At 71.3% G+C, this 26,420-nt stretch carries 29 protein-coding genes; 17 read left to right on the top strand and 12 right to left on the bottom strand.

Annotated elements, in window-relative coordinates; all coding sequences use genetic code 11:
* Positions 1-6 precede the first annotated feature (6 nt).
* The 7 genes from ACIRSS_RS06290 to ACIRSS_RS06260 are packed head-to-tail and all read left to right on the top strand — an operon-like array spanning position 7 to position 6,835.
* Positions 7-1,146 (top strand): M24 family metallopeptidase, encoded by a 1,140-nt coding sequence (locus ACIRSS_RS06290; protein WP_400891228.1) that lies wholly within the window; start codon positions 7-9, stop codon positions 1,144-1,146.
* Positions 1,143-2,186 (top strand): aminopeptidase P family N-terminal domain-containing protein, encoded by a 1,044-nt coding sequence (locus ACIRSS_RS06285; RefSeq protein WP_400891226.1) that lies wholly within the window; start codon positions 1,143-1,145, stop codon positions 2,184-2,186. Before ACIRSS_RS06290 ends, ACIRSS_RS06285 begins: the two co-directional genes overlap by 4 nt.
* Positions 2,183-3,262 carry an ornithine cyclodeaminase family protein gene (locus ACIRSS_RS06280; protein WP_400891223.1) on the top strand — a complete coding sequence of 360 codons (1,080 nt, stop codon included), beginning with the start codon at positions 2,183-2,185 and terminating at the stop codon, positions 3,260-3,262. Before ACIRSS_RS06285 ends, ACIRSS_RS06280 begins: the two co-directional genes overlap by 4 nt.
* A 45-nt stretch (positions 3,263-3,307) precedes the next feature.
* Positions 3,308-3,820, top strand: a complete 513-nt coding sequence (locus ACIRSS_RS06275) for a 3-isopropylmalate dehydratase (protein ID WP_400891220.1) — start codon at positions 3,308-3,310, stop codon at positions 3,818-3,820.
* Entirely contained in the window at positions 3,817-5,097 is a 1,281-nt protein-coding gene (locus tag ACIRSS_RS06270; RefSeq protein WP_400891218.1) for an aconitase/3-isopropylmalate dehydratase large subunit family protein, read from the top strand. The genes ACIRSS_RS06275 and ACIRSS_RS06270 overlap by 4 nt, the downstream gene beginning before the upstream one ends.
* Positions 5,094-6,341 (top strand): aconitase family protein, encoded by a 1,248-nt coding sequence (locus ACIRSS_RS06265; RefSeq protein ID WP_400891215.1) that lies wholly within the window; start codon positions 5,094-5,096, stop codon positions 6,339-6,341. The genes ACIRSS_RS06270 and ACIRSS_RS06265 overlap by 4 nt, the downstream gene beginning before the upstream one ends.
* The gene (locus ACIRSS_RS06260) at positions 6,338-6,835 is read left to right on the top strand and encodes a 3-isopropylmalate dehydratase (protein ID WP_400891213.1); all 498 of its coding nucleotides are present in this window, start codon (positions 6,338-6,340) and stop codon (positions 6,833-6,835) included. Before ACIRSS_RS06265 ends, ACIRSS_RS06260 begins: the two co-directional genes overlap by 4 nt.
* A 32-nt stretch (positions 6,836-6,867) precedes the next feature.
* Here the strand turns inward: ACIRSS_RS06260 and ACIRSS_RS06255 are convergent, their stop codons facing one another.
* From ACIRSS_RS06255 to ACIRSS_RS06240, 4 genes are all read right to left on the bottom strand, one after another.
* Entirely contained in the window at positions 6,868-7,131 is a 264-nt protein-coding gene (locus ACIRSS_RS06255; RefSeq protein ID WP_400891211.1) for a DUF6510 family protein, read from the bottom strand.
* Position 7,132: 1 nt separating this feature from the next.
* Complete coding sequence (locus tag ACIRSS_RS06250; RefSeq protein ID WP_400891209.1) at positions 7,133-7,864, bottom strand: ferredoxin reductase; 732 nt, start codon at positions 7,862-7,864, stop codon at positions 7,133-7,135.
* Positions 7,834-8,430, bottom strand: a complete 597-nt coding sequence (locus tag ACIRSS_RS06245; RefSeq protein ID WP_400891207.1) for a sulfite oxidase-like oxidoreductase — start codon at positions 8,428-8,430, stop codon at positions 7,834-7,836. Before ACIRSS_RS06245 ends, ACIRSS_RS06250 begins: the two co-directional genes overlap by 31 nt.
* 66 nt (positions 8,431-8,496) lie before the next feature.
* Positions 8,497-9,612 carry an FAD-dependent monooxygenase gene (locus ACIRSS_RS06240; RefSeq protein WP_400891204.1) on the bottom strand — a complete coding sequence of 372 codons (1,116 nt, stop codon included), beginning with the start codon at positions 9,610-9,612 and terminating at the stop codon, positions 8,497-8,499.
* 21 nt (positions 9,613-9,633) lie between these two features.
* Between ACIRSS_RS06240 and ACIRSS_RS06235 the strand changes: the two genes are divergently transcribed.
* The 3 genes from ACIRSS_RS06235 to ACIRSS_RS06225 all read left to right on the top strand — a co-directional run bounded on the left by ACIRSS_RS06235 (position 9,634) and on the right by ACIRSS_RS06225 (position 13,339).
* The gene (locus tag ACIRSS_RS06235; RefSeq protein ID WP_400891202.1) at positions 9,634-9,756 is read left to right on the top strand and encodes a hypothetical protein; all 123 of its coding nucleotides are present in this window, start codon (positions 9,634-9,636) and stop codon (positions 9,754-9,756) included.
* A gap of 295 nt (positions 9,757-10,051) precedes the next feature.
* Positions 10,052-10,669 (top strand): TetR/AcrR family transcriptional regulator, encoded by a 618-nt coding sequence (locus ACIRSS_RS06230; RefSeq protein ID WP_400891200.1) that lies wholly within the window; start codon positions 10,052-10,054, stop codon positions 10,667-10,669.
* A gap of 63 nt (positions 10,670-10,732) precedes the next feature.
* On the top strand, positions 10,733-13,339 hold the full coding sequence (locus tag ACIRSS_RS06225; protein WP_400891198.1) for a hypothetical protein: 2,607 nt from the start codon (positions 10,733-10,735) through the stop codon (positions 13,337-13,339).
* 53 nt (positions 13,340-13,392) lie between these two features.
* Here ACIRSS_RS06225 and ACIRSS_RS06220 read toward each other — a convergent pair whose 3' ends face one another.
* Entirely contained in the window at positions 13,393-14,544 is a 1,152-nt protein-coding gene (locus ACIRSS_RS06220; protein ID WP_400891196.1) for an epoxide hydrolase family protein, read from the bottom strand.
* Between the two features lie 128 nt (positions 14,545-14,672).
* On the opposite strand from ACIRSS_RS06220, the gene ACIRSS_RS06215 reads away from it, so the two are divergent.
* Positions 14,673-15,242 carry a TetR/AcrR family transcriptional regulator gene (locus ACIRSS_RS06215; RefSeq protein WP_400891193.1) on the top strand — a complete coding sequence of 190 codons (570 nt, stop codon included), beginning with the start codon at positions 14,673-14,675 and terminating at the stop codon, positions 15,240-15,242.
* A 20-nt stretch (positions 15,243-15,262) separates the two neighbouring features.
* On the opposite strand, the gene ACIRSS_RS06210 is transcribed toward ACIRSS_RS06215, so the two are convergent.
* From ACIRSS_RS06210 to ACIRSS_RS06185, 6 genes are read right to left on the bottom strand one after another with little or no spacing between them, the layout of a single operon-like run.
* Positions 15,263-16,090, bottom strand: coding sequence for an SMP-30/gluconolactonase/LRE family protein (locus ACIRSS_RS06210; RefSeq protein WP_400891191.1), 828 nt, complete (start codon positions 16,088-16,090; stop codon positions 15,263-15,265).
* Positions 16,087-17,553 carry a bifunctional 3-(3-hydroxy-phenyl)propionate/3-hydroxycinnamic acid hydroxylase gene (locus ACIRSS_RS06205; RefSeq protein ID WP_400891188.1) on the bottom strand — a complete coding sequence of 489 codons (1,467 nt, stop codon included), beginning with the start codon at positions 17,551-17,553 and terminating at the stop codon, positions 16,087-16,089. The genes ACIRSS_RS06210 and ACIRSS_RS06205 overlap by 4 nt, the downstream gene beginning before the upstream one ends.
* Before the next feature lie 11 nt (positions 17,554-17,564).
* Positions 17,565-18,818 carry an MFS transporter gene (locus ACIRSS_RS06200; protein WP_400891186.1) on the bottom strand — a complete coding sequence of 418 codons (1,254 nt, stop codon included), beginning with the start codon at positions 18,816-18,818 and terminating at the stop codon, positions 17,565-17,567.
* A complete protein-coding gene (locus tag ACIRSS_RS06195; RefSeq protein ID WP_400891183.1) occupies positions 18,815-19,801 on the bottom strand; it encodes an amidohydrolase family protein in 987 nt (328 codons plus the stop codon). Before ACIRSS_RS06195 ends, ACIRSS_RS06200 begins: the two co-directional genes overlap by 4 nt.
* A gap of 41 nt (positions 19,802-19,842) precedes the next feature.
* Positions 19,843-20,586 (bottom strand): SDR family NAD(P)-dependent oxidoreductase, encoded by a 744-nt coding sequence (locus tag ACIRSS_RS06190; RefSeq protein WP_400891180.1) that lies wholly within the window; start codon positions 20,584-20,586, stop codon positions 19,843-19,845.
* A complete protein-coding gene (locus ACIRSS_RS06185; RefSeq protein WP_400891178.1) occupies positions 20,583-20,765 on the bottom strand; it encodes a hypothetical protein in 183 nt (60 codons plus the stop codon). The genes ACIRSS_RS06190 and ACIRSS_RS06185 overlap by 4 nt, the downstream gene beginning before the upstream one ends.
* Positions 20,766-20,835: 70 nt before the next feature.
* On the opposite strand from ACIRSS_RS06185, the gene ACIRSS_RS06180 reads away from it, so the two are divergent.
* The 3 genes from ACIRSS_RS06180 to ACIRSS_RS06170 all read left to right on the top strand — a co-directional run bounded on the left by ACIRSS_RS06180 (position 20,836) and on the right by ACIRSS_RS06170 (position 22,603).
* Positions 20,836-21,687 (top strand): LysR family transcriptional regulator, encoded by an 852-nt coding sequence (locus ACIRSS_RS06180; RefSeq protein ID WP_400891176.1) that lies wholly within the window; start codon positions 20,836-20,838, stop codon positions 21,685-21,687.
* A 90-nt stretch (positions 21,688-21,777) separates the two neighbouring features.
* Positions 21,778-22,281: a hypothetical protein gene (locus ACIRSS_RS06175; protein WP_400891175.1), complete on the top strand. Its 504-nt coding sequence runs from the start codon at positions 21,778-21,780 to the stop codon at positions 22,279-22,281.
* Positions 22,268-22,603, top strand: a complete 336-nt coding sequence (locus ACIRSS_RS06170; protein ID WP_400891173.1) for a transcriptional regulator — start codon at positions 22,268-22,270, stop codon at positions 22,601-22,603. The genes ACIRSS_RS06175 and ACIRSS_RS06170 overlap by 14 nt, the downstream gene beginning before the upstream one ends.
* A gap of 26 nt (positions 22,604-22,629) precedes the next feature.
* Here ACIRSS_RS06170 and ACIRSS_RS06165 read toward each other — a convergent pair whose 3' ends face one another.
* A complete protein-coding gene (locus ACIRSS_RS06165) occupies positions 22,630-23,388 on the bottom strand; it encodes an IclR family transcriptional regulator (RefSeq protein WP_400891170.1) in 759 nt (252 codons plus the stop codon).
* 73 nt (positions 23,389-23,461) lie between these two features.
* On the opposite strand from ACIRSS_RS06165, the gene ACIRSS_RS06160 reads away from it, so the two are divergent.
* The 3 genes from ACIRSS_RS06160 to dmpG are packed head-to-tail and all read left to right on the top strand — an operon-like array spanning position 23,462 to position 26,183.
* Positions 23,462-24,253 carry a 2-keto-4-pentenoate hydratase gene (locus ACIRSS_RS06160; RefSeq protein WP_400891168.1) on the top strand — a complete coding sequence of 264 codons (792 nt, stop codon included), beginning with the start codon at positions 23,462-23,464 and terminating at the stop codon, positions 24,251-24,253.
* Entirely contained in the window at positions 24,250-25,185 is a 936-nt protein-coding gene (locus ACIRSS_RS06155) for an acetaldehyde dehydrogenase (acetylating) (RefSeq protein WP_400891166.1), read from the top strand. The genes ACIRSS_RS06160 and ACIRSS_RS06155 overlap by 4 nt, the downstream gene beginning before the upstream one ends.
* The gene (gene dmpG / locus ACIRSS_RS06150; RefSeq protein ID WP_400891164.1) at positions 25,182-26,183 is read left to right on the top strand and encodes a 4-hydroxy-2-oxovalerate aldolase; all 1,002 of its coding nucleotides are present in this window, start codon (positions 25,182-25,184) and stop codon (positions 26,181-26,183) included. The genes ACIRSS_RS06155 and dmpG overlap by 4 nt, the downstream gene beginning before the upstream one ends.
* The last annotated feature ends 237 nt before the right edge of the window (positions 26,184-26,420 follow it).

Raw genomic sequence — 26,420 nt, 5'->3', positions numbered from 1 at the left:
GGAACGATGACGATCGACCACGCCGACCAGGCGGAGCTGCGGCTGCGGCAGCGCAAGGTCCGCGACGCGATGGCCGAGCAGGGCCTCGACGTCGTGCTCGCCTACGGCCCGGCCTGGCGGCGCGAGAACATCCGCTACTTCACCGACGTGACCCCGGCCGGCAGCGCCGCGCTCGTCGTCTTCCCGGCCGAGGGCGACGCCGTCGCCTTCTCGACCCGGCCGTCGGACCTCACGGCGTTCACCTCGCAAGGCTGGGTCGGCGAAGCCCGCCGCCTCGACCCGGCGAACCCCGCGGACTTGGGCGTGGTCCTGAAGGAGCTGGCGCCGCGGCGCATCGGGATCGCGCTCCACGAGCTCGTGCCGCTCGTGCTCATGGAGACGATCCGCGCCGCGGCGCCGGGCGCCGAAGTCGTCTCGGCGACGAAGCTGCTCGACACGGCCCGGCTCGTGAAGAGCGAGTGGGAGCTGACCCGGATGCGGCGCAGCGCCGCGGTGTGCGCCGCGGGCTGGGAAGCGTTCGTCGACGTGCTCGAGCCCGGGCTGCCGGAGTACCGGATCGTCGCCGAGGTCGAGGCCCGGCTGAAGAACCTCGGCGCCGAGGACAACTTCATGCTCATCGCGTCGGGCCGCGACGAGGTCCGCGGCATGACCCCGCCCGGCGACCGGCGGCTCGAAGCCGGCGATCTGGTGCGCACCGAGCTGACGCCCAAAATGGACGGCTACTGGCTGCAGATCTGCCGCTCCGCCGTGGTCGGCGCGGCGGATGACGGGCAGCGCAAGTCGTTCGACCTCTTCAACGAGGCTGTCGAAGCGGGCATTTCCGTGGTGCGGCCGGGCATCACCGCGCACGAGGTCGCCGTGGCGCAGAACGACGTGTTCCGCAAGTACGGCTACGGCGAGTACTGCACGAGCGAGTACACCCGCGTGCGCGGCCACGGCCACGGCCTGCACCTCGACGAGACGCCGATCATCGAGGGCAACCACACGGTGCTCCCCGAGAACTCCGTGTTCATCATCCACCCCAACACCTACACGCCGCTGGCCGGCTACCACGTGCTCGGCGACCCGGTGCGCGTGACCGCCGACGGCTGCGAAGTGCTGATCACGACCGAACGCAAGCTGTTCGAGACAGGAGCCGTGGCGTGAAACGAGGGTTGCACGTACTCGATCCCGCGGAAGTCCCCGACCGGGAGTGGCACGACCGCGTGGCCGCACTGCAGCGGGCCATGGCCGCCGAGGGCGTCGACGTCGCCCTCGTCTACGCCGACGTGTCCCGGTCGGACGACCTCGCCTACCTGACCAACCTGTGCCTCTACTGGAACGAAGGCGTGCTCGCGATTCCCGCCGAGGGGCCCGTCACGTTCCTGACGAAGCTTTCGCTGCGCGTGCAGAACTGGATGCGGCGGTCGTCGACGGTCACGGAGTTCGGCAGCGGCAAGAACTTCGCCGACCTCGTCGCGAAGTACGTGCAGGGCCGGGAAAACGGGACTATCGGCTTGGTCGACGCCGCGCTGTGGCCCGCCCAGGTGGCCGGTGAGATCGTCGACGCCGCACCCGGCTGGGAGGTCCGCCGTCTCGGCGGGCTGGTGCGCGAGCAGCGGCTGGTGCCGTCCGCGGCCGAGATCGAGCTGCTGCGCGCGGCCGGCCGGATCCTGGACGACGCCGCGGCGAAGGCGACGGTCGCGGGCAACACCGCGGGCAGCCGCGTCGAGACCGTCGAACGTGCTTTGCGTGGCGGCGGTTTCCTCGACTTGTACCCGCTCTCCCTGTCCACTTCGGACGGTGTGACGTCCTTCGCCGTCACCGGTCAGTACCGGATGAACTGGGTGCACGCCAGCCGGGTGCTCGACGACGGCGGCTGGCCTGACGCCCTGAAGGATGCCCTCGCGAGGGCGATCGCCGCGGCCCGGTCCGGCACCACCGTCGGCGCCCTCGCCGAGGCCGCCGCCCCCGCGCTGGCGAAGCTGCCCGAAGGCGCGAAAACCGAGGTCCGCTGGGTCAACCAGGCGGACCTGTCCACCGCGGGCGAATTCCGCGCCCAGGAGCCCGCAACCGTGCTGGCCGACGGCGAGGCGGGCGCGGTGTCCGTGGAGGTCGCGTTCGCCGACGGCGGCAGCGCGGCCGTGGCCGAAACCGTTCGCGTCACCGACGGCGAACCCGAACACCTGACAGGAGCGCGACGGTGAGGATCCTTTCCAACGGCGACATCGAGCAGGTGCTGACCGCCGGTGAAACGCTCGACGCGCTGGAAACCGCGTACAAGGAGCTTTCGTCCGGCCAGGGCGCCAACCGGCCGCGCAACCACACGTACTTCCCGGTCGAAGACAGCCGCCACCCCGGCTTCCGCTTCCGGTTCAAGTCCCAGGAAGGCGGCAACGTCTCCAGCGGCGTGTGGGCGCTGCGGATCACCTCCGACATCGCCGGCGTCGAGACGCTGCCGAGCGGCGTGCAGCGGCGGCGGCTCATCCCGGCCGCGCCCGGCGGACGGTACGTCGGGCTCGTCACGCTCTACAGCCTGACCACCCTGGAACCACTGGCGATCATGCACGACAGCTTCATCCAGAAGATGCGCGTCGGCGCCACGTCCGCGCTCGGCATCCGCGAGCTGGCGAACCCGGACGCGACCGTCGCCGGGATGTTCGGCTCCGGCTGGCAGGCCGAGGCCCACCTCGAGTGCCTGCTCATGGTGCGGCCGGGTATCGAAGAAGTGCGCGTCTACAGCCCGACGGCCGAGCACCGCGAGGAGTTCGCGCGCGTGTGGAGCGAAAAGACCGGCCGCAAGATCGTGGCCGTCGACGAGCGGCGTGACGCCGTGGCGGGCTGCCAGATCGTCACGTGCGCCACCGCGGCCATGGAGCCGTGCTTCGACGGCGCGTGGCTCGACCCCGGGACGCACGTCACGGCGATCACCTCGCCGGACGGCACGGCCACCCGGCGCGAGCTCGACGACACGACGTTCGACCGCGCGGCGCGCATCACCGTGCTCTCGCGCGAGCAGGTGCACCACGACAAGCAGTACGACATCCTCGGGCCCGTCGAGCGCGGCCTCATGCGGTGGGACGACATCCGGGAACTGGGTGACCTGCTGCTCGGCGACGCGCCGGGTCGCACGAGCCCCGACGACATCACCGTGTTCGCCAACAACACCGGCATGGGCATCCAGTTCGCCGCGGTCTGCGCGCGGGCGCTCGCGCTGGCCGAGCAGCGCGACCTCGGCAACACCGTGCCGACCGACTGGTTCCTGGAGGAGACCAGCCCCTGACCGGGCGCGCGGCCACCACCGGACCTTCGAGCGGAGACGCAAACCATGGGCAGTGCACATCGAGTCGGGGGCAAGGTCATCACCTTCGGCGACAACGTGAACACCGACGTCATCATCCCCGGCCGCTACCTCGTCAGCATCGACCCGGCGGAACTCGCCGAGCACGCTTTCGAGCCGCTGGGGCCGGAAACACACCAACGGTTGCGGGCCAGCGACGTCGTCGTCGCCGGGCGCAACTTCGGCTGCGGCAGCGCGCGAGAGCAAGCGGCCACGTGCCTGATCGGCGCGGGGATCAAGGCGGTCGTCGCGGCCTCCTTCTCCCGCGTGTTCTTCCGCAACGCGATCAACACCGGGCTCGTCGCGGTCGAATCGCCCGCCGCGGCGGAAGCGGCCGCCGACGGCGCCGAACTGTGGGTCGACTACGACGCGGGCACGGTCGAAACGGGCGGGCAGACCTTCCCGTTCAGCCCGTACCCGCCGGTGCTGCGGGAGATCATGGCCGACGGCGGCCTGATCCCGCACCTGATGGCGAGCTTCGCCGCGGGAGGAACGAAATGACCGGCAAGACCTTCGCGCAGAAGGCGATCGAACGCGCGTCCGGGGTCGCGGACCTCGCGCCCGGGCGGATCGTCGACGCGTACCCGGACCTGTACATGAGCCACACCGCGAGCTGGCGGTGCATCCGGACGCTGGAGAAGATGGGCGTCGAGCGGCTCTTCGACGTCGACCGCGTGGCGATGGTGATGGACCACCTCTCCCCCGCCATGAACGCGAAGACGGCCGCCGACCACGCGCTGTGCCGCGAATTCGCGAAGAAGATGGGCGTGAAGAACTTCTTCGACGTCAACAGCGGGATCGCGCACATCGTGCTCATGGAGCACGGGCTCGTGCGGCCCGGCCAGTTCATCATCGGCACCGACTCGCACTCCACGATCTACGGCGCGCTGGGCGCCTTCGGCACCGGCGTCGGGTTCAGCGAGATCACCGCCGCGTGGGTCACCGGCAAGCTGTGGGTCAAGGTGCCCGAGTCGGTCCGCGTGGTCATCGACGGCGACCTCGCGCCCGGCGTGTACGCCAAGGACGTCATGCTCAAGCTCATCGGCGACCTCGGCGCCGACGGGCTGACCTACGAGTCGGCCGAGTTCTCCGGCTCCTACGTCGAAGGCATGTCCGTGTCGGAACGCATGACGTTCTGCAACCTGGCCATGGAGATGGGCGCCAAGAACGCCTACGTGGCCCCGGACGCCACCACGCTCGCCTACCTCGACGAGGCCGGGGTGCCGCGCGACGAGCTGGACATCCTGCTGCCGGACGAAGGCGCGACCTACCGCGCCACCGTGCGCCTCGACGGGCCGGCGCTGGCGCCGCAGATCGCCGTGCCGCACACCGTCGACAACGTCGTCGGCGTCGGCGACGTCGCCGGGACCAAGCTCGACCAGGTGTTCATCGGCTCGTGCGCCAACGCCAAGTACGACGACCTCGTGATCGCGGCCGACGTGCTCGCCGGCCACCGCGTCGCGCCGGGCCTGCGGCTCATCGTGACCCCCGCGTCGGCGAAGATCATGGCGAAGGCGGCGGAGAACGGCGTACTCACGAAGCTCATCGACGCCGGCGCGATGATCACGAACCCGGGCTGCGGCGCGTGCGCGGGCAACGGCGGCGCGATGGCCGACGGCGAGACCACGCTGTCGACGGCCAACCGCAACTTCCAGGGCCGCATGGGCAGCTACGACTCGAAGATCTTCCTGTCGAGCCCGGCGACGGCCGCGGCCTCGGCGATCCGCGGGGTCATCACCGACCCGCGTGAGATCGTGGCGACGGCGGTGGTCGCGTGAACCTCGTCGAAAAGATCCTCGCCCGCGCGAGCGGCCGCGAGTCGGTGGAGCCCGGCGAGATCGTCGTCGCGAAGGTCGACCGGCTGATCATGCACGACCTCTCCGGGTACTTGACGTCGCAGGTGTACGAGAAGCGCGTCAACGCGCCCATTCCCGATCCCGAGCGGGCCGTGCTGGTGTTCGACCACCACTTCGCCCCGCCCACCGAGCAGCAGGCCGACGTGCTGCGGCACAACCGGGAGTGGGCGCGCAAGCACGGCCTCACGCTGTACGACTGCGGCAACGGCAACCTGCACCACGCGGTCGTCCGGAAAGGACACATCAAGCCGGGCATGATCGTGGTCGGCTCCGACAGCCACACGCCCGTGCACGGGACGCTTGGCGCGCTCGCCGTGGCGCTGGGCAACGACTCGCACGCCGGAACCGTGCTGCCGTACGGGACCGCCTGGTTCAAGGTGCCCGAGACGACCCGGGTCCACCTCGAAGGCACGCCGAAGCCGGGCGTGACACCGCGCGACGTCGCGCTGTGGCTCGTCGGCCGCATCGGCGAGGGCGAGCTGAACTACCGGGCCGTCGAGTTCGGCGGGCCGTACCTGCGCGGACTGTCCTTTTGGGACCGTTGGCTCTTTCCGTTGCTGTGCGTGGACCTCGGGGCGAAGTGCAGCTTCGTCGAACCCGACGAGGTGACCGAGGCGTTCGTGCGGACGCTGCCGGGCGACGGGCCGGACCTGCTGGTGCGCGGCGACGGCGAAGAGGCGGTGCAGGTGCTGCGCTTCGACGTCGGCGAGGTGGACCCACAGGTCGCGTGCCCACCGACCGTCGGCAACGTCAAGCCGGTGCCGGAGGTCGCGGGCACGCCGATCCAGTACGCCGAGCTGGGCGGCCACGGCGGCGGCCGGCTCGAGGACTTCCGCGCGGCGGCCGAAGTGCTGGCCGGGCACCGGGTCCACCCGGACGTGCGGTTCCACCTCGTGCCCTCCAGCCGCGAGGTCTTCGCGGAGGCGGCGCGGGAGGGGCTGGTGCTCGCGCTGCACGAGGCGGGTGCGACGTGGTTCCCGCCGAGCACGGGCTCGAACCAGGCGTACAACATGGGTGCGCTGGCCGCGGACGAGGCGATGATCTCCACGCACGCCCGCAACTTCCCCGGCCGCAACGGGAGTCCCGACGGGTCGATGTACCTGGCGTCGTCGGAGACCGTCGCCGCGTCGGCCGTGGCGGGCGTGATCGCAGGGAGGACCGCGTGAAGTTCGAAGGCCGCTGCTGGCGGTTCGGGGACAACATCCCGACCGACCGGCTCGTGAAGACGCAGTACGTGTTCGAACCGATGGACGTGCTGGTGCGGCACGTGCTGGAGGACCTCAACCCGGAGTTCCCGAAGCAGGTGCGCCCCGGCGACATCGTGTTCGCGGGCAAGCACTTCGGCCAGTCATCGGGACGCGCGATCGCCACGAAGGCACTGCAGGCGACCGGGATCGGCTGCGTCGTGGCGGAGACGTTCGCGCGGACGTTCTACCGCAACTGCTTCGAGATCGGGTTGCCGGCGCTGGAGATCGGCCGCAACCCCGACCTCGCGGTGGACGGCGACCGGGTGCGGGTGGACCTCACCCGCGGCGAGTTCACGAACTTGACGACGGGGACGACGGTGCGCGGCGCGGCGGCCGACCCGTTCCTGGTCGAGATGCTCGACGCCGGAGGGTTGATCAGCTTCGCCAAGAGCCGGCCGGAGGTGTTCCGGTAGGACGGTGTTCCAGCTGGACGGAGCCCCGCCGGTCAACCCGTCGTCAGCCGCAGCGTGGCGATCCCGCGCATGTCGAGGGTGGCGCCGGCGGGGACTTCGGTGTACCGCAGCAGCACCTGGTCGCAGCCGGGGCACCGCGCGATGTACCCCATCGGGGCGCCGTACACCACCGCCGCGGCGAGGCGATCGGACCGGCCGCAGCCCGCGCACACCGCCGTCGCGCTCGTGACGTCGGCGGTGAACACGCTGCTCAGGGGCCCGGCCAGGACGTTCCCGTCGATGTGTGCGTCCGTCATTTCACCCTCCGCTCGCTCCGAACCGCTCCGCGCGCACGCGGCCGGGATCGTGCCCGGCGTCGACCAGCAGACCGGTGACGGCCTCGACGAACGGCGTCGGCCCGCACACGTAGCACGTCGGCTCGTCGGCCGCGGGCAGCCCGTACGCCTCCAGGTCGGCCGCGTCGATCCGGTGCGGCGCGCGCTCGACGCCACCGGGTGCCTCCCGCGTGTACAGCACGACCCGCCCCGGACCGCTCAGCTCGCCGGCGAAGTACACGTCGGCCGGGGTCCGGGCCGAGTAGAGCAGCCGGAACGGCGGGTCGGCCGCCGAGCGGGCGCGCACCATCGCCATCAGCGGGGCGACGCCCGAGCCGCCGCCGATCAGCACCACCGGCTCCGGCTGCTCCGGCCGCCACACGAACCAGCCGCCGAGCGGGCCGAGCACCTCGACGACGTCGCCGACCTCGATGTCGCGCACGAGGTAGGGCGAGACCTCCCCGCCGGGCACCAGCTGCACGGTCACCTCGACGAACTCGCCGTCGGCGGGCGCGGACAGCGAGTAGCTGCGCTGCGCGGTGTAGCCGTCGTCGGCGGTGAGCCGGAGGTCGACGTGCTGCCCGGCGAGGTGTCCCGGCCAGCCCGGCACGGCGAACCGGAGGGTGCGCGCGGTGGCCGTCTCGTCGCGGGTCTCGACGAGCCGGGCGGTCCGGCGGCGGTGGTCTAGTCGCCGTCGTAGCGTTGTTCCCGCCACGGGTCTCCGTAGTTGTGGTAGCCGAGCTCTTCCCAGAACCCGGGCTCGTCGTCGGGCAGCAGCTCCAGGCCGCTGACCCACTTGGCGGACTTCCAGAAGTACAGGTGCGGCACGAGCAGCCGCGCGGGGCCGCCGTGCACCGGTTCGAGGGGCTCGCCGTCGAACTCGTAGGCGATCCACGCCTTGCCGTCGAGCAGGTCCTCCAGTGGGAGGTTCGTGGTGTAGCCGCCGGAACTGTGGACCATCGCGTAGTCGGCGGCGGTCTCGACGTCGGCCAGCAGCACGTCGAGCGACACGCCGCGCCAGGTGGTGGCGAGCTTCGACCAGCGGGTCACGCAGTGGATGTCGACGGTCGGTTCCTCGACGGGCAGCGCCATCAGGTCGGCCCAGCTCCACGACGTCCGCTCGCCGGCTTCCGTGGTGACCGTGAACGACCAGTCGCCGGCCGTCACCGGCGGGGTCGGCCCCGCCGAGAGGACGGGGAAGTCGTCGGTGAGGTACTGCCCCGGCGGGAGCCCGGCGTCGCGCTCGCGCCGCCCTTGGAACCCCCGGCTGAACACGGCCAAGGCACTCCCCTCTCGTCGGGCGCTCACCTTAACCCGCCACGGGCCCGCAGGCGATGGTCCGGCGCGCTACCGACCGTCCGCGACGGGCTGGAGCAGCCGGTTCCGCGCGACAATGGCGTCATGGGTGGGTGGCACGAGAAGTGCCCCTCCCCCCTCGACCGTGCCCTGGGCGAAGTCGACATAGGGCCGCTGGCGGGCTTCGTAGCGCGGGAACGCGGTGACGTGGTCTCCCGCCGATCGCTCGAGTTCCTCGGCGAGGAACTGAGCCCCGGTCATCGCCAGGGACGTGCCCCGGCCCGCCAGCGGGGACGCGCAATGAGCGGCGTCGCCCACGAGCGCGACCCGGCCCCGGTGCCAGGTGGGCAGGTGGATCTGGCTGACCGAATCGAAGTAGACGCCGGGATCGTCGTGCACCGCGTCGAGGATCGCCTGGACCTTCCACGAGCGGCAGTCGGCGAACTGGTCGTACAGGATCTTCTTCTGCGCTTCGACGTCGCGGTAGTCGTAGTCGAGGGGGTCCGAGGCGAACATCAGGAGCCCGATGGCCTTGTCCTTGAACCGGGCGATGCCGGCCAGGTGCCCGGGATAACTGTACATCGGATTGATCCGCTCGGCGTCGGCGTCGGCTTCGCCGGGCATGTCGGCGATGGCGACGTAGAGACCGAGGTGCCGGATCCAGTCCCGCTCCGGACCGAACACCAGCCGCCGCACCGCCGAGTGCACACCGTCGGCACCGAGGACGAGATCGAAGCTTTCCGAAGTGCCGGAGGCAAACCCGACGTCCACCCGGTCGCCGTGCTCGGCGAGCGAGTCCACCGACTCGCCCAGCCGCAAGTCCACGGTTTCGGGCAGCGCGTCGGCCAGGATCCGGGACAGGTCCTCGCGGGCTATCTCGATGTCGTCGGGGGAATCGCCGATGTCGGCGGGCAGCCGGCCGACGGCCGCGCCGTTCTCGTCGACGAAGTGCACCTGCTCGGTCATCCGGATACGCGCGTCGCGGACCGCGGGCAGGATGCCCATCTTCCCGGCGACCTCGATCGCGTCGCCGCGGACGTCGATGGGCGAACCGTTGCCGCGGAGCCGATCGGCCCGCTCGACGAGCGTGACGCGATGACCGCGCATCCCGAGGTCCCGGCCGAGGGAAAGACCGGCGACGCCCGCGCCGGAAACCAGAATGTTCATGCGTTCTCCACAAAGGTAGCGATGAGCCGGGGACTGGTGCCGAACCGGGTGGGCGAGCAGGGTGGGCGCGGTGATCTCGGGCAGGCGCTCGGTGAGGTCGAAGCCGGGGATCGCGGCCAGCCGCCGCGCGTCCGCCTCCGGTGAGCGGTGGACCAGTATCGACCGGAGTCCGGCCAGAAGCCGCCGAACGAGGACCCGAAGAGGTGCGCTCGTTCGTCCCCGAGTCCCCTGATCAGCGCGGCGCAGTCCGCGGCCAGGTCGGGGATGCCGTACGGGTCGGGCGGGTTGACCGACGCTCCGGAATCGCGCTGGTCGTAGGCGATCTCGATCCCGCCGGCCGTCACCGTGTTCAGCGCTCCTTAAAGCGACAACTTGTCTCTTTAAGCTACCCTCGGTCTCCCCCGCTGTCCACCGAGAGGCGGATGCCAAAATCAGAGCCGTGCCGGAGAACGCGGAACCCGCCGAGACGACCGACGCGCGACCAGCGGCGCGACCGGGTGGTCGCAACGCTCGCGTGCGGTCGCGGATCCTCGCGGCGACCACGGAGCTCGTCGCCCGCAACGGCGTGACCGGCCTGCGCTACGAGGAGGTCGCCGAACTCGCCGGCGTCAACAAGAACAGCGTCTACCGCAACTGGCCGGACCGGGCCGACCTCGTCGGCGACGCGCTGCTGCGGTACGCGGAGGACTCGGCACCTCTCCACGACTCCGGCGACCTTCGCCGCGACCTGGTCGAGTTCCTGCTGGCGTTGTCCGAGCGCCTGTCGAGCCCGATCGGCCGGGCCCTGATGCAGGCCACCATCGCGGCTCCCGTGAACGCGGATCTCGACGAGGCGGTCCGAACTGTCCACGACCAGCGGCTCGCCGCGGTCCGGGAACGATTCGACAGCGCCGCCGAGACGGGCGAGATCCCGCCCGTCGACAGCTACTTCGTCACCGAACTGCTGTCCGGGCCGGTGTACCTCTACGCCAACCGGCGACGCCACCCCTTCACCCGCGAGGTGGCGGAGAAGATCGTCGACGTCGTCCTGGCCGGCCTCCGCGCGGGCACGCCTTAGAGAGCAACCGATCCTCCCCTTCGGGCGTGTACGTCGTGCTCACATGCAACAGGGAGGGCCAGCATGACCTTACGAAGATCGCTGACGTTGCTCACCGTCGCGCTCGCCATACCGCTCACCGTCACCGAAAGCGCGATGGCCGCGACGGAAACCGCTGCTCAACAGCGTTCCGAAGCAACGCTGTCCGCGACGTCCTGGGGTTACGTCGACTCGGCGGAACCGACCACCGCCCACTTCAAGCCGGCCGACCGCTTGCCGATCGGCACGTGGGACACCACACCGCACCTCCAACGCTCGTACGTGGACTTCGACCTGAGTTCGTTGCGGGGCAAGCCGTTCACGACGGTGCTGCTGTCGGCCGGCGAGACGCACTACGTCGACTGCGACAGCCGCGCCACCGAGGTGTGGCGGACCTCCGCCTACACCAAGCAGACGACCTGGCAGAACCGCCCGGCGGAGCGGACGCGGGTGGCGTCCAGGGGCGCCGACGGCACCTGCATCGACAACAACGCCACGTTCGACGTCACCACCGCGGTGCGGGACGCGGTCGGCCACAAGGAGCGTCACCTCACGCTGGGCTTCCGCGTCGCCGAAGCCCACGAGGCGGACCCGGCGTTCTACCGGCTGATCGAGGCCCCGCCGACGCTGCGGGTGGTCGACAACGCGCCGCCCGCGACGCCGGCCGACCTCCGCACCAACGACGCACCCTGCGCCAAGGACGGCACCGGACCCCTCGCCAGCCGCCAGCTGGAGCTGAGCGCGCAGGTGTCCGACCCGAACGGCGACCTCACGTCCGGGCAGTTCGCGTGGTGGCCGGTGGCGGACCCGTCGCAACGGCACACCGGTGCCGGGTCGGGCAACCCCGCCGCGGCGTACCCGGACACCTCGGACCTCGCCGACGGCACCTACGCGTGGGAGGTCTACGCACAGGACAGCTGGGGCGCGAAGTCGGCCACGGCGGGCCCCTGCCGGTTCACCGTCGACCGCACCGATCCGCACGCGCCTGCCGTCGTCTCCGCGACGTACCCGGCGAACGCCGAGGGCGGCGGGGTCGGCGTGGCGGGCCAGTTCACCTTCTCCCCCAACGGTTCTACCGACGTCGCGCGGTACGACTACAACTTCGGCTCGGACACGCGGGAGATCGCCGCGGGCCCCGACGGCACGGCCACCGTCAGCTACACGCCGACGGCCAACGGCTGGCAGTCGGTGGTCGTGCGGGCGTGGGACCGGGCGGGCAACCTCTCGCTCAGCACCTACTACTCGTTCATCGTCAAGGAGACGCGGCCGACGGTCACGTCCGACCGCTACCCGCCGCAGGGCGGTCCGGACGGCGGCATCGGCGTGCCGGGGATGTTCCGGTTCGCGCCGGGGATGCCGAACGTCGTCGCGTATGACTACCGGCTGGACGACGGCGCGTCCGCCACGGTCAGGGCCGGCCAGGACGGCGTCGCCGAGGTGACGATCACGCCGGCCACCGGCGGTGACCACGTGCTGTTCGTGCGCAGCACCGACGCCTCGGGCGTGGCGTCGCCGGAACGGGAGTACCGCTTCTTCGTCGATGCCTCACCGGTGGTGAGCGGGCCCGACAACGTCGACCTGGGCACCTCGGCCACGTACACGGCAACCCCGAGGATGCCGGCCGTCGTCGAGTACGACTACTGGTTCGCCAGTGCCGAGAGTACGAAGTGGACGGTCAAGGCGAACGCCGGCGGAGCCACCGCGCTGCCGGTAGAGTTCACCTCGGCCGACCAGAACCTGCTGCGGGTCCAGGCCCGCGACGCGTCCGGCGGGCTGTCGCCGGTGGCGGAGAAACGGTTGTCGCTCAACACCTGGCGACCGGAGATCGGCTACGAGGGCGACATCGGGACCGAAGGCAAGACAGCCACGTTCACGTTCACCACCCCGATGCCGAACGCCGTCGAGTTCGAGTACTGGCTGACGGCGGACCCGGCGACCAGGTGGACCGTGCCGGTCAGCGGGAACACGGCGAAGGCGACCTTCACCCCACCGAAGATCGGCGACTACGAGATGGTGGCGCGCGCGAAGAACGCGGCGGGCGTGTGGTCGGCGACGGACAACCTCACGTGGACGGTGACGAACGATCCGACGGTGAGCTCGAAGGAGTTCCAGGCGAACGGGCGGGCGTTCCCCGGCTCCTTCACCTTCGATGCCCGCCAGCCGGGCGCGGTGGCGTTCGAGTACTCGTTCGACTGGGGTCCGTTCCAGCAGGTGGCCGCTCAGAACGGGCGCGCCGTGCTGGCGTGGACGCCCCCGCTGCCCCCGGACGGCTCGGCTTCCCACACCCTGCGGGTGCACACGGTGACGGCCGACAACGTGTCCTCGCAGGAGAACACGTACTACTTCACCGTCTTGAGCGCGCCGTACGTGTCGTCCAAGGAGTACCCGGAAGGCGAGTGGTCGGGCGGTGCCGGTGTGCCGGGGACGTTCACCTTCACGCCGGGGATGCCGGGCATCGTCTCGTACACCTACTACGTCCGGGACGACCGGGGCGCCGTGACCGCGGAGTCCACCGTGCCGGCGGACGGTTCGGGTGCGGGGACGATGACGTGGACCCCACCGGACCGGGGCACCTACGCGGTCATCGTGTGGGGCACCATGGCCGACGGCACCAGGTCGGGTGGCATCGGTTATTCGGTGTACGTCAACTGATCGCGTGACCGGCGGCCCCGCTCCCGCGAGGGGGTGGGGCCGCCTGCGTTCTTTTACCGGCGGAGACTCCTCATCCCGGCCCGGATTTCGCTGATCAGGATCTCGGGCTGCTCGAGAGCGGCGAAGTGTCCGCCTTTGCCGGCCTCGCCGTAGTGGACCAAATCACTGTAGGTGGCTTCGATCCAGCTTCGTGGCAAGCGGGGAATGTCTCGCGGGAACACGGTCACCGCGACCGGCAGCCTCAGCTTCGGGCCGGCCATGGTGGCCGATCGGTTCTCCCAGTAGATGCGGGCGGACGAGGCGGCGCTGTTGGTGAACCAGTAGAGCGATATCACGTCCAGCATGTCGTCGATGCCGATGGCGTCCTCGGCGAGCCCCTGGTTGTCCGTTTTGGACTGGAACTTCTCGTAGATCCAGGCCGCCTGGCCGGCCGGGGAGTCCGCCAGGGCGAACCCGACGGTCTCCGGCTTCGTGCCCTGAAGGTGGTTCGAGCCACCGAGTTCGCCCGCGTAGAGGGCGAGACCGTCCACGGCGTGGCGCTCTTCGGGAGACAGCGTTTCGGGTATCCGAGCGGGGAAAGCGTAGGGCGTGTTCAAGTGGATCCCGAGCAGGCCCTCGGGCCGCAGTGCCCCGAGGGCGGTGGTCACGACCGAACCCCAATCACCGCCCTGGGCCACCCAGTTCTCGTAACCGAGACGCTTCATCAGCTCGACCCACGCGGCGGCGATGCGCGACACCGTCCAGCCGGCTTCGGCCGGCTTCCCGGAGAACCCGAACCCGGGCAGGGACGGGACGACGACGTCGAACGAGTCTTCGACGTCGCCGCCGAACGCGACCGGGTCGGTGAGCGGACCGATCAGCTTCAGGAATTCGGCGACCGAGCCCGGCCACCCGTGCGTCAGGATCAGGGGCAGCGCGCCCGGGTTCGGGGACTTGACGTGGATGAAGTGGATGTCCAGGCCATCGATCGTGGTCAGGAACTGGGGGAACCGGTTGAGCTCCGACTCGAACCGGCGCCAGTCGTACTCCCGCTCCCAGTACGCGACGAGCGACCGGGCGTTCTCCACGCGGACGCCTTGCGACCAGTCGGGGACGGTTTCCGGATCCGGCCAGCGAGTCCGGGCCAGCCGCTGCTCGAGGTCCGCGATCTCCGGCTCCGGGATCGCGACGCGGAACGGGCGGACGAGCTCTGACGGTGCGGTCATCGTCTGGGTCTCCTGAACTCCGGTCACACGGTGCGGGCGCCGATTGCACACCGGTGTGCAGACTAGCCCGATTGCACACCCGTGTGCAATGATCGGCGGGTGCGGACGGGAACCTCGAGGTGCGCGGCATGAGTGACACGCGGGAGCGGATTCTCGACGTCGCGCTCGAGGTCCTCGGGAAGAACCCCGACGCGGGCATGGCCGACATCGCCTCCGCCGCCGCCGTGGTCCGGCGGACCGTCTACGGCCACTTCCCCTCCCGAAGCGACCTCGTGCTGGCTCTCACGCAGCGGGCCGTGAGCGAGCTCGTCGCGGTACTCGCCGAAATCACCGCGGCCCACGAAGCGGCCGACGAGGCCTGGGTCGGGTTCATCGCCCACCTCTGGCCGTTGGCGCACCGGTACCGGGTGCTGGTGGTGCTTCGACGCGGCCAGTACGGAGAGGCGATCCACTCCCTCCTCGGACCGGTCGAGCGGACGCTGGCCGATCTCGTCGAACGAGGTCAGGACCGCGGGGCGTTCGGCCGGCACCTGCCCGCGGACGTGCTGAGCGAGGTCGCCTTCGCCGCCGTGTTCGCCATCGCGGACAACGACCTCTCGCACGGCGCTCTCGGCGTCCACGCCGCGACGATGACGAGCCTGCTCATGCTGGGAGTCCCCGAAGCGCGTGCGAAGTCCCTTGTGGACGGTCAGCCCTGAGGCCGCGGCCCACGACGAGTTCACCGCACCTCCTCGAGGTCGACGACCGCGACGGTGGCCTGGACGGCTTTGGCCGCCAACGCTTCGAGCAGCGGCCGTCCTCCGGTGTCGGCCAGCGTGACGAACAGCCTGTTCCCGCCGTCGCCGCAGCACGCGGTGGGGAACGCGGCACCGGTGCCGATCGTCGTGACCAGCGTGTTCTCCCGGACCAGCGCGACCGCGTGCCCGGTCGTGGTGGCCACCCACACCCCGCGCGGGGTCGGCCAGATCCCGTCCGGGCGGGCGTCGCGGCCGACCAGACCGGCGATGTCGGCGTAGCGCCGACGGTCGCGCAGGGTCCCGTCCGCCCGGACGGTGAAGGCCGTCAGCCGCTGCGCGCCGGTTTCGGCGACGAGCAGGGTCCGGCCGTCGTCGGCGAACGCGAGGCCGTTGGGGAACTCGACGTCCTCGGCGGCCACGGTCGCCGAGCCGTCGGTGGCGATCCGCAGCAGGCGACCCGGCCGCGGTGGCTCACCGGGGGCGAAACCGACGTCGTCGACGTACAGGTTCCCGTGCCGGTCACCGACGAGATCCCCGAGCGGGCCGGTGGCCAGTCCGCTGAGGTCCGCGTAGGCGGCGAACCGTTCTCCGGTCCAGACTCCGACGCGCTTCTCGTGCATCATGGCGGCAGCGAGCCTGCCGTCGGGCAGGAACCACAACCCGTTCGACGGGGACTCCAGCTCCGTGGCGGTCCAGTGCCCGCCGTGGTCGGTCCACAGCTTGCTGCCCTGGGTGTCGGACAGCCACAACGCACCGTCGTGCCAGCGTGGTCCCTCGCCCCAGCTCATCCCGGCGGCGTACGGCTTCACGAGCCCACCTCCCGGCTGAGCAGGACGCGTGCCAGCTCCTTCGTCGCCGTCTCCAGCTCCGTCGTGTCGGCGGCGAGGGCGAAGGCGTAGCGGTCCGGGCGGATGATCGCCGCGGTCGCCGAGTTCTCCGCCAGCCAAGCGTCGACAGCCGGCCCGGTCTCGGCCACGGTCACGACGCCGAGCAGCTGCCACAGGCCGGCCGTGCCGGCCGACACCGCGTGCCGGCCGACGACGGCGAAGTGGTAGCCGGTGACGTCGTCGAGCCGCGCGCCGTCGGCGGCCCGCGGCTGCGGGCACAGCCCGGCCGGTCGCCCGGCCAGTCCGGGGCCCAGTGGTGGCCGGAGCGGCTCGAGGGTCCGGGGTTCCGCCGGTTCCGGGTGGCTGTCGCCGATGCCGAAGGACTCGATGAGGTTGGCCTGCCGCGCCGATTCCACGATGTACGGCCGGACGTGCGGGGAGCGCTCGGTTTCGTACGTGTCGAGCAGGCTGTCGGCGCTCGTGCCCCGGACGACGGCCGCGAGCTTCCAGGCCAGGTTCGCCGCGTCGCGCAGCCCCGAGCACATGCCCTGGCCGAGCATCGGGGGCATCTCGTGCGCGGCGTCGCCGGCGAGCAGCAGCCTGCCCGAGCGCCAGCCGCGCACGAGCCGGGCGTGCCATTCGTAGGTGTCGGTGCGCATGATGCGGTAGCTGCCCGGTTCGATCCAGCGGCCGAGCGCGTCGTACACCGCCTGCGGACGTTCGAGCTCGGCGGCGTCGTCGCCGTCGAGCAGCATGAACTCGAACCGCAGCATCGGCGGGAAGATCGGCACGTACGTCACTGGGCGCCGCCCCTCGCACAGGATGAAGCCGGTCGTCGCGGGCAGTTCCGCGGGATGCCGGAACGGGTGGATGTCGACGATGAGGGACCGCTGGGTGCCCCGCAGGTCCTCGACCCCGGCGCCCATCAGCTGCCGGACGAGGGAGTTCGCCCCGTCGCAGCCCACGACGTACGCCGCTTTCAGCGCCGTCACGCGGTTCGTCCCGCGCTCGGTCATCGTGACCGTCACCGCGTCGGCGTCCTGGTCGAGCGCGGTGGCCGCCCAGCCGAACCAGAGGTCGACGTTCTCCTCGCTCGCGAGCAGGCCGCGCAGGCGCGATTCGAAGTCGGGCTGGTGGAACTGGTAGTCGGTGCGCCAGCCCTGACCGGATTCGTCGGCCGGGTGGGCGAAGGCGAGGAACGGCGCACCGTCCGGGCGGTGCAGGGTCCACCCGGTCTGGCGCAGGAACCGCCGTTCCAGGTCGGCCGCGCCCAAGGTCTGCAGGAGGCGCATGGTTTCGTCGTCGAGATGGGTCGCCCGGGGATGCTGGCAGACGATCCGGTTCGGGTCGACGGCGGCGACCCGGAGCCCCTTCAGGCCGAGCAGCCGCGCGAGGGCCAGTCCCACCGGTCCGCAGCCGACGACGGCGATGTCGTAAGTGTCCATGGTGGTCTCTCTCATCGGGTCGGCTCGGCCGGCCGCGGGTCGGGGAGGGCTTCGGTGGCCCGCAGCGGGCTCTTCGCCCGGTTGGCGATCGCCAGGAGCGCGCCGAGCAACGCCGGGAGCGCGAAGAGGACGAAGTTCCACCGCGGCGCGAAACCGGCGGCGAGGATCCAGCCGCCGAGGGTCGGCCCGGCGATGGCGCCGATCCGGCCGACCCCCAGCGCGACCCCGATCGCGCTGGCGCGGGCGTGCACCGGGTAGACGCGGGAGAGGTAGACGTTGACGAGTCCCTGGACACCGAGCACCCCGGCGCCACCGACCAGCACGGTCGCGTAGAGGACCACCTGCGGCGTCCGGACGCTCAGCGCGACGATCGCGATCCCGGCGACCAGGAAGCTCGCGACGACCGGGCCCTTCGACCCGACGCGGTCGGCGACCACCGCCATCCCGAGCCCCCCGATGGTCGCGCCGAGGTTGAGCAGCATGAGGAAAGTCAGCGACGACCCCAGCGGGTACCGCGCCGCCTGCATCAGCTGCGGCAACCAGGTGTTCATGCCGAAGATCAGCAGGAACGAGCAGATCACCATGCCGCAGAACAGGATCGTCGTGCCCAGGTACGGCGGGCGCAGCACGAGGCGCGTCCCGCTGTCCCGGTCCGGGTTCGCCGCTCGTGCGGTCTTCCCCCGGTACGCCGGTGACTCGGGCAGCCAGCGCAGGGTGGCCGGAAGCAGCACCACCGCCGCGGCCCCGCCGATCAGGTACTCCGGCCGGAAGTTCCCGTGCAGCAGCGTGTTCGCCACCACCGCGGCCAGCGAGCCGCCCACGGTGTTGCCGCACAGCACGATCGCCGAGGTGAGGTTCTTCCGCTTCGCCGGGGCGAGTTCGAAGACCAGTGGCGCCAACGCGGGGAAGATCGCGCCGACGCCCAGGCCGACGACCAGCCGCCCCGCGCCGAAGATCGCCGGGTCGGCGGCGAAGCCGGAGGCGAACATGCCCAGCGCGACGAGCCCGATGCTGACGAGCGTCGTGCCCCGGCGGCCGTGGCGATCGGTGAACTGGCCGACCAGCAGCGCGCCGATCAGCATCCCGACCGGGGTCACACTGCCCAGCATCCCCAGTGTGGCCAGGGAAAGGTGCCAGGGCTGGTGCTGGAGCAACAGCGGGGTCGTCGCGCCGAAGGCGACGAGGTCGTAGCCCTCCAGCGTCATGATGGCGAGCCCGATGCCGACCGCTTTCCACGGCAGGCCGGGCGGTGGTGGTGTGCTCACGTTCGGGCTCCTCCGTCCTGGGGCCGGCGCGGCAGGTGCAGCACCCGTTCGGCGTTGCCGTGGCCGATCTTCGCCCGGTCGGCGTCGCTGAGCGGTGCGTGTTCGAGGAAGCGCACGGCTTCGGCGGTGTCTTCGAACGGGTAGTCGACGGCGAACAGGATGGCGTCGGCGCCGATGGCGAGGACCGCGCCGGCGAGGGCGGCCGGCGCGCACACGCCGCTCGTGGTGATCAGGATGTTGCGGCCGAAGTACTCCGACGGCTTCCGGGCGAGCGGGCGCTTTTCCTGCCGGGCGTAGCGCGAGTCGAGCCGGGCGAGCTGGAACGGCAGGAACTCGCCCAGGTGGCCGAGGATCAGCGTGGCGCGGGGATGCCGGTCGAAGACCCCGCCGAAGACGATCCGCAGGGCGTGCCCGCTCGTTTCGGCGCCCCAGCTCCACAACGGGCCCCGCAGCTCGGGACGGTCCGCGAGCACCCGCCACGGCTCGGCCGGGGGCGCGCCCGGGTGGAGGTAGAGCGGCACGTCCAGGTCTTCGAGCGCGGCCCATACCGGGTCGTAGCGCGGATCGTCGAGGTAGCTGCCGCCGGTGTGGTCGTTGACGAGCGCCCCGCTGAGCCCGAGGGTGCCGACGGCGCGGTGCAGCTCGGCCACGGCGGCCTCGGGGTCCTGCAGCGGCAGCGCGGCCAGGCCGCGGAACCGGTCCGGGTGCGCGGCGAGCACGCCGGCCAGGTGGTCGTTGGCGAGCCGGGCGTCCGCCACGGCCTGCCGCGCGTCGGTCAGGCCCTGGATGCCCGGCGCGGTCAGCGACAGCACCTGCACGTCGATGCCGTGTTCGTCCATGTCGGGCAGCCGGAAGGTGGTGAAGTCGCCCAAGCGCTTCGCCCAGTCCTCGATCCAGTGGGCGGCGGTTCCCGTTCTCGGAACGGGGAACCTGGCCTGCAGTTCGGGGATGGCGAAGGCCTCTTCCATCGCGATGAGACGCATGGCACTCAGCTTTCCTTGGAGGGTTGAGGAACGACGGGGCCTCAGGCCCGGCGCCCGCCGTCGACCGACAGCGCGATCCCGGTGACGAACGACGCGGCGTCGGAGCACAGCCACACGGCCGCCGCGGCAGCCTCCTCCGGCGTGGCCAGCCGGCCGAGCGGGGTGATCGCCTCCTGCATCGCGATGATGTCGGTGCCCGCCGCCCACTTCTCGAACCCCGGGGTGCGGGTCGGGCCGGGGCACACCGCGTTGACGCGAATGCCGCGTGACGCGTAGTCGACCGCGGCGACCTTCGTGAGCCCGACGACGCCGTGCTTCGCGGCCACGTAAGCGGGCGCGTTCGGGATCGCGGCCAAGCCGCCGTTGGAGGCGACGTTGACGATCGCGCCGCCGCGCTCCAGCACGGGCAGCTCGTGCTTCAGGCACAGGAAGGTCCCCGCCAGGTTGACGTGCACCACCCGCTCGAACTCGTCCAGGGTCGTCCGGTCGAGCGGCCCGCGCGAGGACAGGCCGGCGTTGTTCACCGCGAAGTCGAGGCCGCCGAAGGCCGCGACCGTGTGCTCGACGGCCGCCCGCACGGATTCTTCGTCCGCGATGTCGACGGCGGCGGCCACCGCGCGTCCGCCGGCTTCCTCGATCACGGCGGCGGTCTCGGCCGCGGCGTCCACGTCGAGGTCGAGCACGGCGACCGAGGCGCCTTGCCGGGCGAACTCGATCGCCGCCGCGCGGCCGATCCCGCTGCCCGCGCCGGTGACCAGTCCCCGCTTGCCGGGCAGGGCGCTCACGACAGCGGCTCGTGGTTCGCCCGGGCGACCCGGTACGGGTGCCGCGACTGCCGGCGAGCCGCGACGGACCGCCCGAAGCCGGTGTCGAGCATCGCCCGTTCGATATCCGCGAGGTACTCGTCGAGTTCGGCGTCGGGGAGGGGTTGATCTAAGGAAACCACCCTCGTATGCGTGATCATTCCTCGATTCTTGGCCAGTCACGGCGTCGGCGTCCAAGACCGATCGGACATTCGGCGATAGCCTGAAGGCATGGTCGAACTGGAGACGCGGGAGCTCGAGTACTTCATGGCCGTCGCCGACGAACTGCACTTCGGCCGGGCGGCCGTCCGCCTCTCGATCGCCCAGCCCGCGCTGTCGAAGGCGATCCGGCGGATCGAGGGCCGGCTCGGGGTCGCGCTGTTCGTCCGCTCCAGCCGTCAGGTGTCGCTCACCCCGGCCGGGCAGGCGTTGCGGGAACACGGCAGGCACGCGCTCAACGCGGTCAGCGCCGCGGTCCGGAACGCCCGCCGCGCCGACGACACCCAGGCCCACCTGCGGCTCGTGCTCAAGCCCGGTGGCGACGCCGGCCTGCTGTCCGGAATCCTGGCCGGCTACGCCCACCAGCCGGGCGCCCGCCGGGTCGACATCCTGTTCAGCGGCCCCGCCGACCGCACCGACTTCCTGCGCGACGGCCGAGCGGACGTCGGCCTGCTCTACGCCCCCTTCGACGACCTCGACGGCCTGGCCCACGAGACGCTGTACACCGAGCACCGCGTGGCCATCGTTCCGCCCGGGCACCGGCTGGCCGTCCGCGAGTCGGTGCGCATGGCCGATCTGGCAGGTGAGACGCTGCCGCGCTGGAAGGGCGTCCCCGGCGGCGACGGAACCGGCCCGGAGGTCGCCGACGTGGTCCAGCTGGTCGACATGATCAAGGTGGGCCGGATGATCGGCGTGCTGCCCCGCTCCCTGATCGAACCGAGGCAGGCCGGCGTGGTGTGCGTCCCGGTGATCGACGCGCCACCTAGTCGTCTCGTGCTCGCCTGGAACGAGCACGACCGCCGGCCGCTGGTCGCGTCGTTCGTGGCCGCCGTACTGGACGCGAAGCCGCACGAGGCCCATTAGTTTTCGCATCAGGCCAGTACTTGCCCGAGAGGAAACCGATGAGGTACTTTCCTCTCAGGAAAGTTATTCTGACAAGGCAAGGGGACGATCATGGCCGAGCACCCCTCCCCGGAAGAGGCGGCCCGCGCTCTGCGCGACGTCGACCACCGCAGGGACCAGGCACTGGGCGCTCTCCACGGGGCGAGGTGGGTGGACGTGATGTTCGCCCTCGTGGTCTTCCTGTACCTGGCCTCGACGGACTTCCTGCCCGGCGCTGCCGGGTGGAAGGGGCTGGTGCTGGCCGGGCTCGTCCTGGCCTACGTACTGGTGCTGCGCACCCGGCGGGGTGCGACGTGGCTGGGACACAGCGTGCGGGTGGACAAGTCGGCGATCCGGCCCAGGGTCGCCCTCGGCGTCGGGCTGGTCTTCGTCGTGGTGTGCGTGGCGGCGGCGGTCGCGGTGGCGCTGCTGCACGTACGGATCCCCTACGGGAACACGATCCTGGGCGCGGTGCTGGCGATCGCGCCGATCGGGTTCGGGCGGCACCTGCGGCGAGGCTTGGCCGCGCTGATCCGGCGCAGCCGCGCGGGAGGCGCATCGAATGGCCACGCCTGACCTGGATCCCCTCCTGCTGGACCCCACCCGGCTGTCCATCATGGCGCTGCTGGCCGGCGCGGAGTGGGCCGAGTTCGGCTGGGTTCGCGACTCGGCGGGGCTGTCGGACTCCGCGCTGTCGAAGCAGATCACCAACCTGGCCGGCTCCGGATACGTCGAAGTCAAGAAGGGGTACGTGGGCAAACGCCCGCGAACTTGGCTCAACCTCAGCGAGTCCGGGCACCGCACGCTGCGCGCCCACGTCGCGGCCCTGCACCGGATCGTCGAGCAGTCCCAGCGGACCGACACCACGTACCGCGCGGAGGAACCGAACGACTCGTGACGACGACGGCGAACATCCAGCAGCCGTCAACTCGGCTCGGCGGACAGGCGCAGTGTCCGTGACAAGCCCAGCGCCGCCGTCCGGACCGCAGGGGCCAGGTGCGCCGGCCGGAACTGTTCGCGCGGGACCGCCACCGACAGCGCCGCCACGACCACCGCGCCGCTGAACACCGGGGCCGCGATGCAGCTCACCCCGAGCGCCGCCTCCTGTTCTTCGTACGCCAAGCCGGCCACTTGAGTCTGCTCCAGCGCGGTGCGCAGCCGCAGCGGGTCGAGGATCGAAAAGGGCGTCAGCCGCGGCAGCGGGTCCGCCAGGATCGCGTCCGTCAGCCCGGGCTCGGAGAACGCGAGCAGCGCTTTGCCGATCGCCGTGCAGGTGAGCGGGAGCCGGCCGCCGATCCGGGACGGCAGCGGCACCGCGTCGTGGCCGTGGATGCGTTCGACGTAGACGACTTCGCGGTTCTCGCGGACGCCGAAGTGGACGGTCTGGCGGGTGCTCTCGAACAGGTCCTGCAGGAACGGCAAAGCGGCTTCCCGGAGGTCCTGGCGGCGAGGCACCAGCGAACCCAGCTCGAACAGGGTGCCGCCCAGCCGGTACTGCTCCCCCACGCGCTCGAGGAACCCGAGCCGGACGAGCTCGCCGGCCAGGCGGAACGCCGTGGTCTTCGTCAGTCCCGCCCGGGCCGCCAGTTCCGTCAAACGGAACGACCCACCATCCGGCCGGTAGACAGCGAGGACAGCGGCCGCCTTGTCGAGCATGTTGCCGTTTTCGCCGTTCCGTGTCACGGAACAAACTTTGGCACACCGCCGGACCACGGCCTATACCTGGCGGGTCACGATCCCTGCTCCGGAGGTCCCGATGAACGAGGCCGTCCCCAAGGCCGCGGCGGTGCTCGCGGCCGCGGCCGCCACTGCCACGCCGTGCCCGCCGATCCGCGATCTGTTCGCCGACGGCGACCTCGACGCGGCCTACGCGGTGCAACGGGTCAATACCGAGCGGGTGCTCGCGGCCGGGCACCGCCTGGTCGGGCGCAAGATCGGCCTGACGTCGCCGGCCGTGCAGCGGCAGCTGGGCGTCGACCGGCCCGACTTCGGCGCGCTGTTCTCCGACATGGCCCTCGACCACGGCGGAAGCATCCCGGCCGGCCGGCTGCTGCAGCCCAAGGTGGAAGCGGAGATCGCGCTGGTCCTGGGCGCCGACCTGCCCGGTCCCGAGTGCTCGGTCGCCGACGTCCGCGCGGCGACCGCGTTCCTCGCCCCCGCGTTGGAGATCGTGGACAGCCGGATCGCCGGCTGGGACATCACCATCGTGGACACCGTCGCCGACAACGCCTCCTCCGGCCTGTTCGTCCTCGGCGACACCCGCGAGGCACTCGACGCCGTCGAGCCGGCCGAGGTCGAGATGCAGCTCCACCGCGACGGCGAGCTCGTCTCCCAGGGCACGGGCCGGGACTGCCTCGGCGACCCGCTCAACGCCGCGGCCTGGCTCGCCACCACCCTCGCCCGCCGCGGCGAGCCCCTGCGCGCCGGCGACGTCGTCCTCACCGGGGCACTGGGCCCGATGGTCCCCGCCGCCCCCGGCGACGTCTTCACCGCCCGGATCTCCGGGCTCGGCGAGGTCGGGATCCGCTTCGAGGGGACGGGCGCATGACCGCGAAAGTCGCCGTCATCGGCTCGGGCAACATCGGCACCGACCTGATGATCAAAATCCTGCGCCTGTCCGAGCACCTCGGGATCGCCGCCATGGCCGGCATCGACCCCGACTCCGACGGCCTCGCCCGGGCACGCCGCCTCAAGGTCGCCACCACGCACGAAGGCGTCGACGGGCTCGTCCGCCTCGACGAGTTCGCCGACGTCCAGTACGTCTTCGACGCGACCTCGGCGGGAGCGCACCGGCGCCACGACGAGGTCCTGCGCGGCCTCGGCCGCACCGTCATCGACCTCACGCCCGCCGCGCTCGGCCCCTATGTCGTGCCGCCGGTCAACCTCGGCGAGCACCTCGACGCCCCCAACGTCAACATGGTCACCTGCGGCGGCCAGGCCACCATCCCGATCGTGGCCGCGGTCGGCGCCGTGACGCCGGTGCACTACGGCGAGATCATCGCGTCCATCTCCTCCCGCTCGGCGGGGCCGGGCACGCGGGCCAACATCGACGAGTTCACCGAAACCACCGCCTCCGCGATCGAAAAGGTCGGCGGCGCCACCCGCGGCAAGGCGATCATCGTGCTCAACCCGGCCGAACCGCCGCTGATCATGCGCGACACCGTCCACTGCTTGGTGTCCGAAGTGGACACTGTGGACACCGAGGCCATCACGGCGTCAGTCGAAGAGATGGTGGGCCGGGTGCAGGCCTACGTCCCCGGCTACCGGCTCAAGCAGAAGGTCCAGTTCGAAACCGTCGCCGCCGACGACCCCCTGCACCGCCTGGTCCCGGCGGGCGACGCGGTCAAGGTCTCGGTGTTCCTCGAAGTCGAGGGCGCCGCGCACTACCTGCCCGCCTACGCCGGGAACCTCGACATCATGACCTCGGCCGCGCTGCGCACCGCCGAACGCATGGCCGGCCACCAGGAGGCCCTCCGATGACCGACTTGTACATCCAGGACGTCACCCTGCGGGACGGCATGCACGCCATCCGCCACCGCTACACCGTCGAGCAGGCGCGCGCGATCGCCGGCGCGCTGGACGCGGCCGGCGTCGCCGCCATCGAGATCGCCCACGGCGACGGGCTGTCCGGCTCCAGCATCAACTACGGCGTCGGCGCCCACACCGACTGGGAGTGGATCGAAGCGGTCTGCGACGTCACGCACAACGCGATCCCGACCACGCTTCTGCTGCCCGGCATCGGCACGCTGCACGACCTGCGGGAGGCCCACCGGCTCGGCGTCCGCTCGGTCCGCGTCGCCACCCACTGCACCGAAGCCGACATCTCCGCCCAGCACATCGGCGCCGCGCGCGAGCTGGGCATGGACGTCGCCGGGTTCCTGATGATGTCCCACCTGGCCGAGCCGGCCGAGCTCGCGGAACAGGCCAAGCTGATGGAGTCCTACGGCGCCGCGTGCGTCTACGTCACCGACTCCGGCGGCCGGCTCACCATGGACGGCGTCCGGGACCGGGTTCGCGCCTACCGGGAGGTCCTCGAACCGGAGACGCAGATCGGCATCCACGCCCACCACAACCTCGCCCTCGGCGTCGCCAACAGCGTCGTCGCGGTCGAGAACGGCGTGGTCCGGGTCGACGCCTCCCTCGCCGGGCAGGGCGCCGGAGCGGGCAACTGCCCCCTCGAAGCGTTCATCGCGGTGGCCGACCTGATGGGCTGGGACCACGGCTGCGAGCTGTTCCCGCTCATGGACGCGGCGGACGACCTGGTGCGCCCGCTGCAGGACCGCGAGGTGCGGGTCGACCGCGAGACGCTGAGCCTCGGCTACGCGGGCGTCTACTCCAGCTTCCTGCGCCACGCCGAAGCGGCCGCGGCGCGCTACGGCCTGGACGCCCGCGCGATCCTCGTCGAAGTCGGCCGCCGCGGCATGGTCGGCGGCCAGGAGGACATGATCACCGACATCGCGCTCGACCTCGCCGGCTGACGCCCCGGAGCGAGCGAACAGCCCGGCGGTTTCGTCGTCCACAAAGGACAAGCAGCCGCTCGGGCACGCGGACGTGGCGCGTCCCGGCGCACCGAGTCCGTGACTCGGCAGAACGCCGACGGCCGATACGGTCAGCGCGGCGATCCGGATGCCTCGAAATGATAACGAAACGCTTTCTGTTGCCGGGTTTACAATCCGGGGCGGGATTTCTAGGATTCCGCACCACGAGCCGGCAGG

The organism is Amycolatopsis sp. NPDC101161, from assembly GCF_044768185.1.
In the GTDB taxonomy this organism is placed as follows: domain Bacteria; phylum Actinomycetota; class Actinomycetes; order Mycobacteriales; family Pseudonocardiaceae; genus Amycolatopsis.
This window is presented reverse-complemented; position numbering and strand designations above follow the sequence as displayed.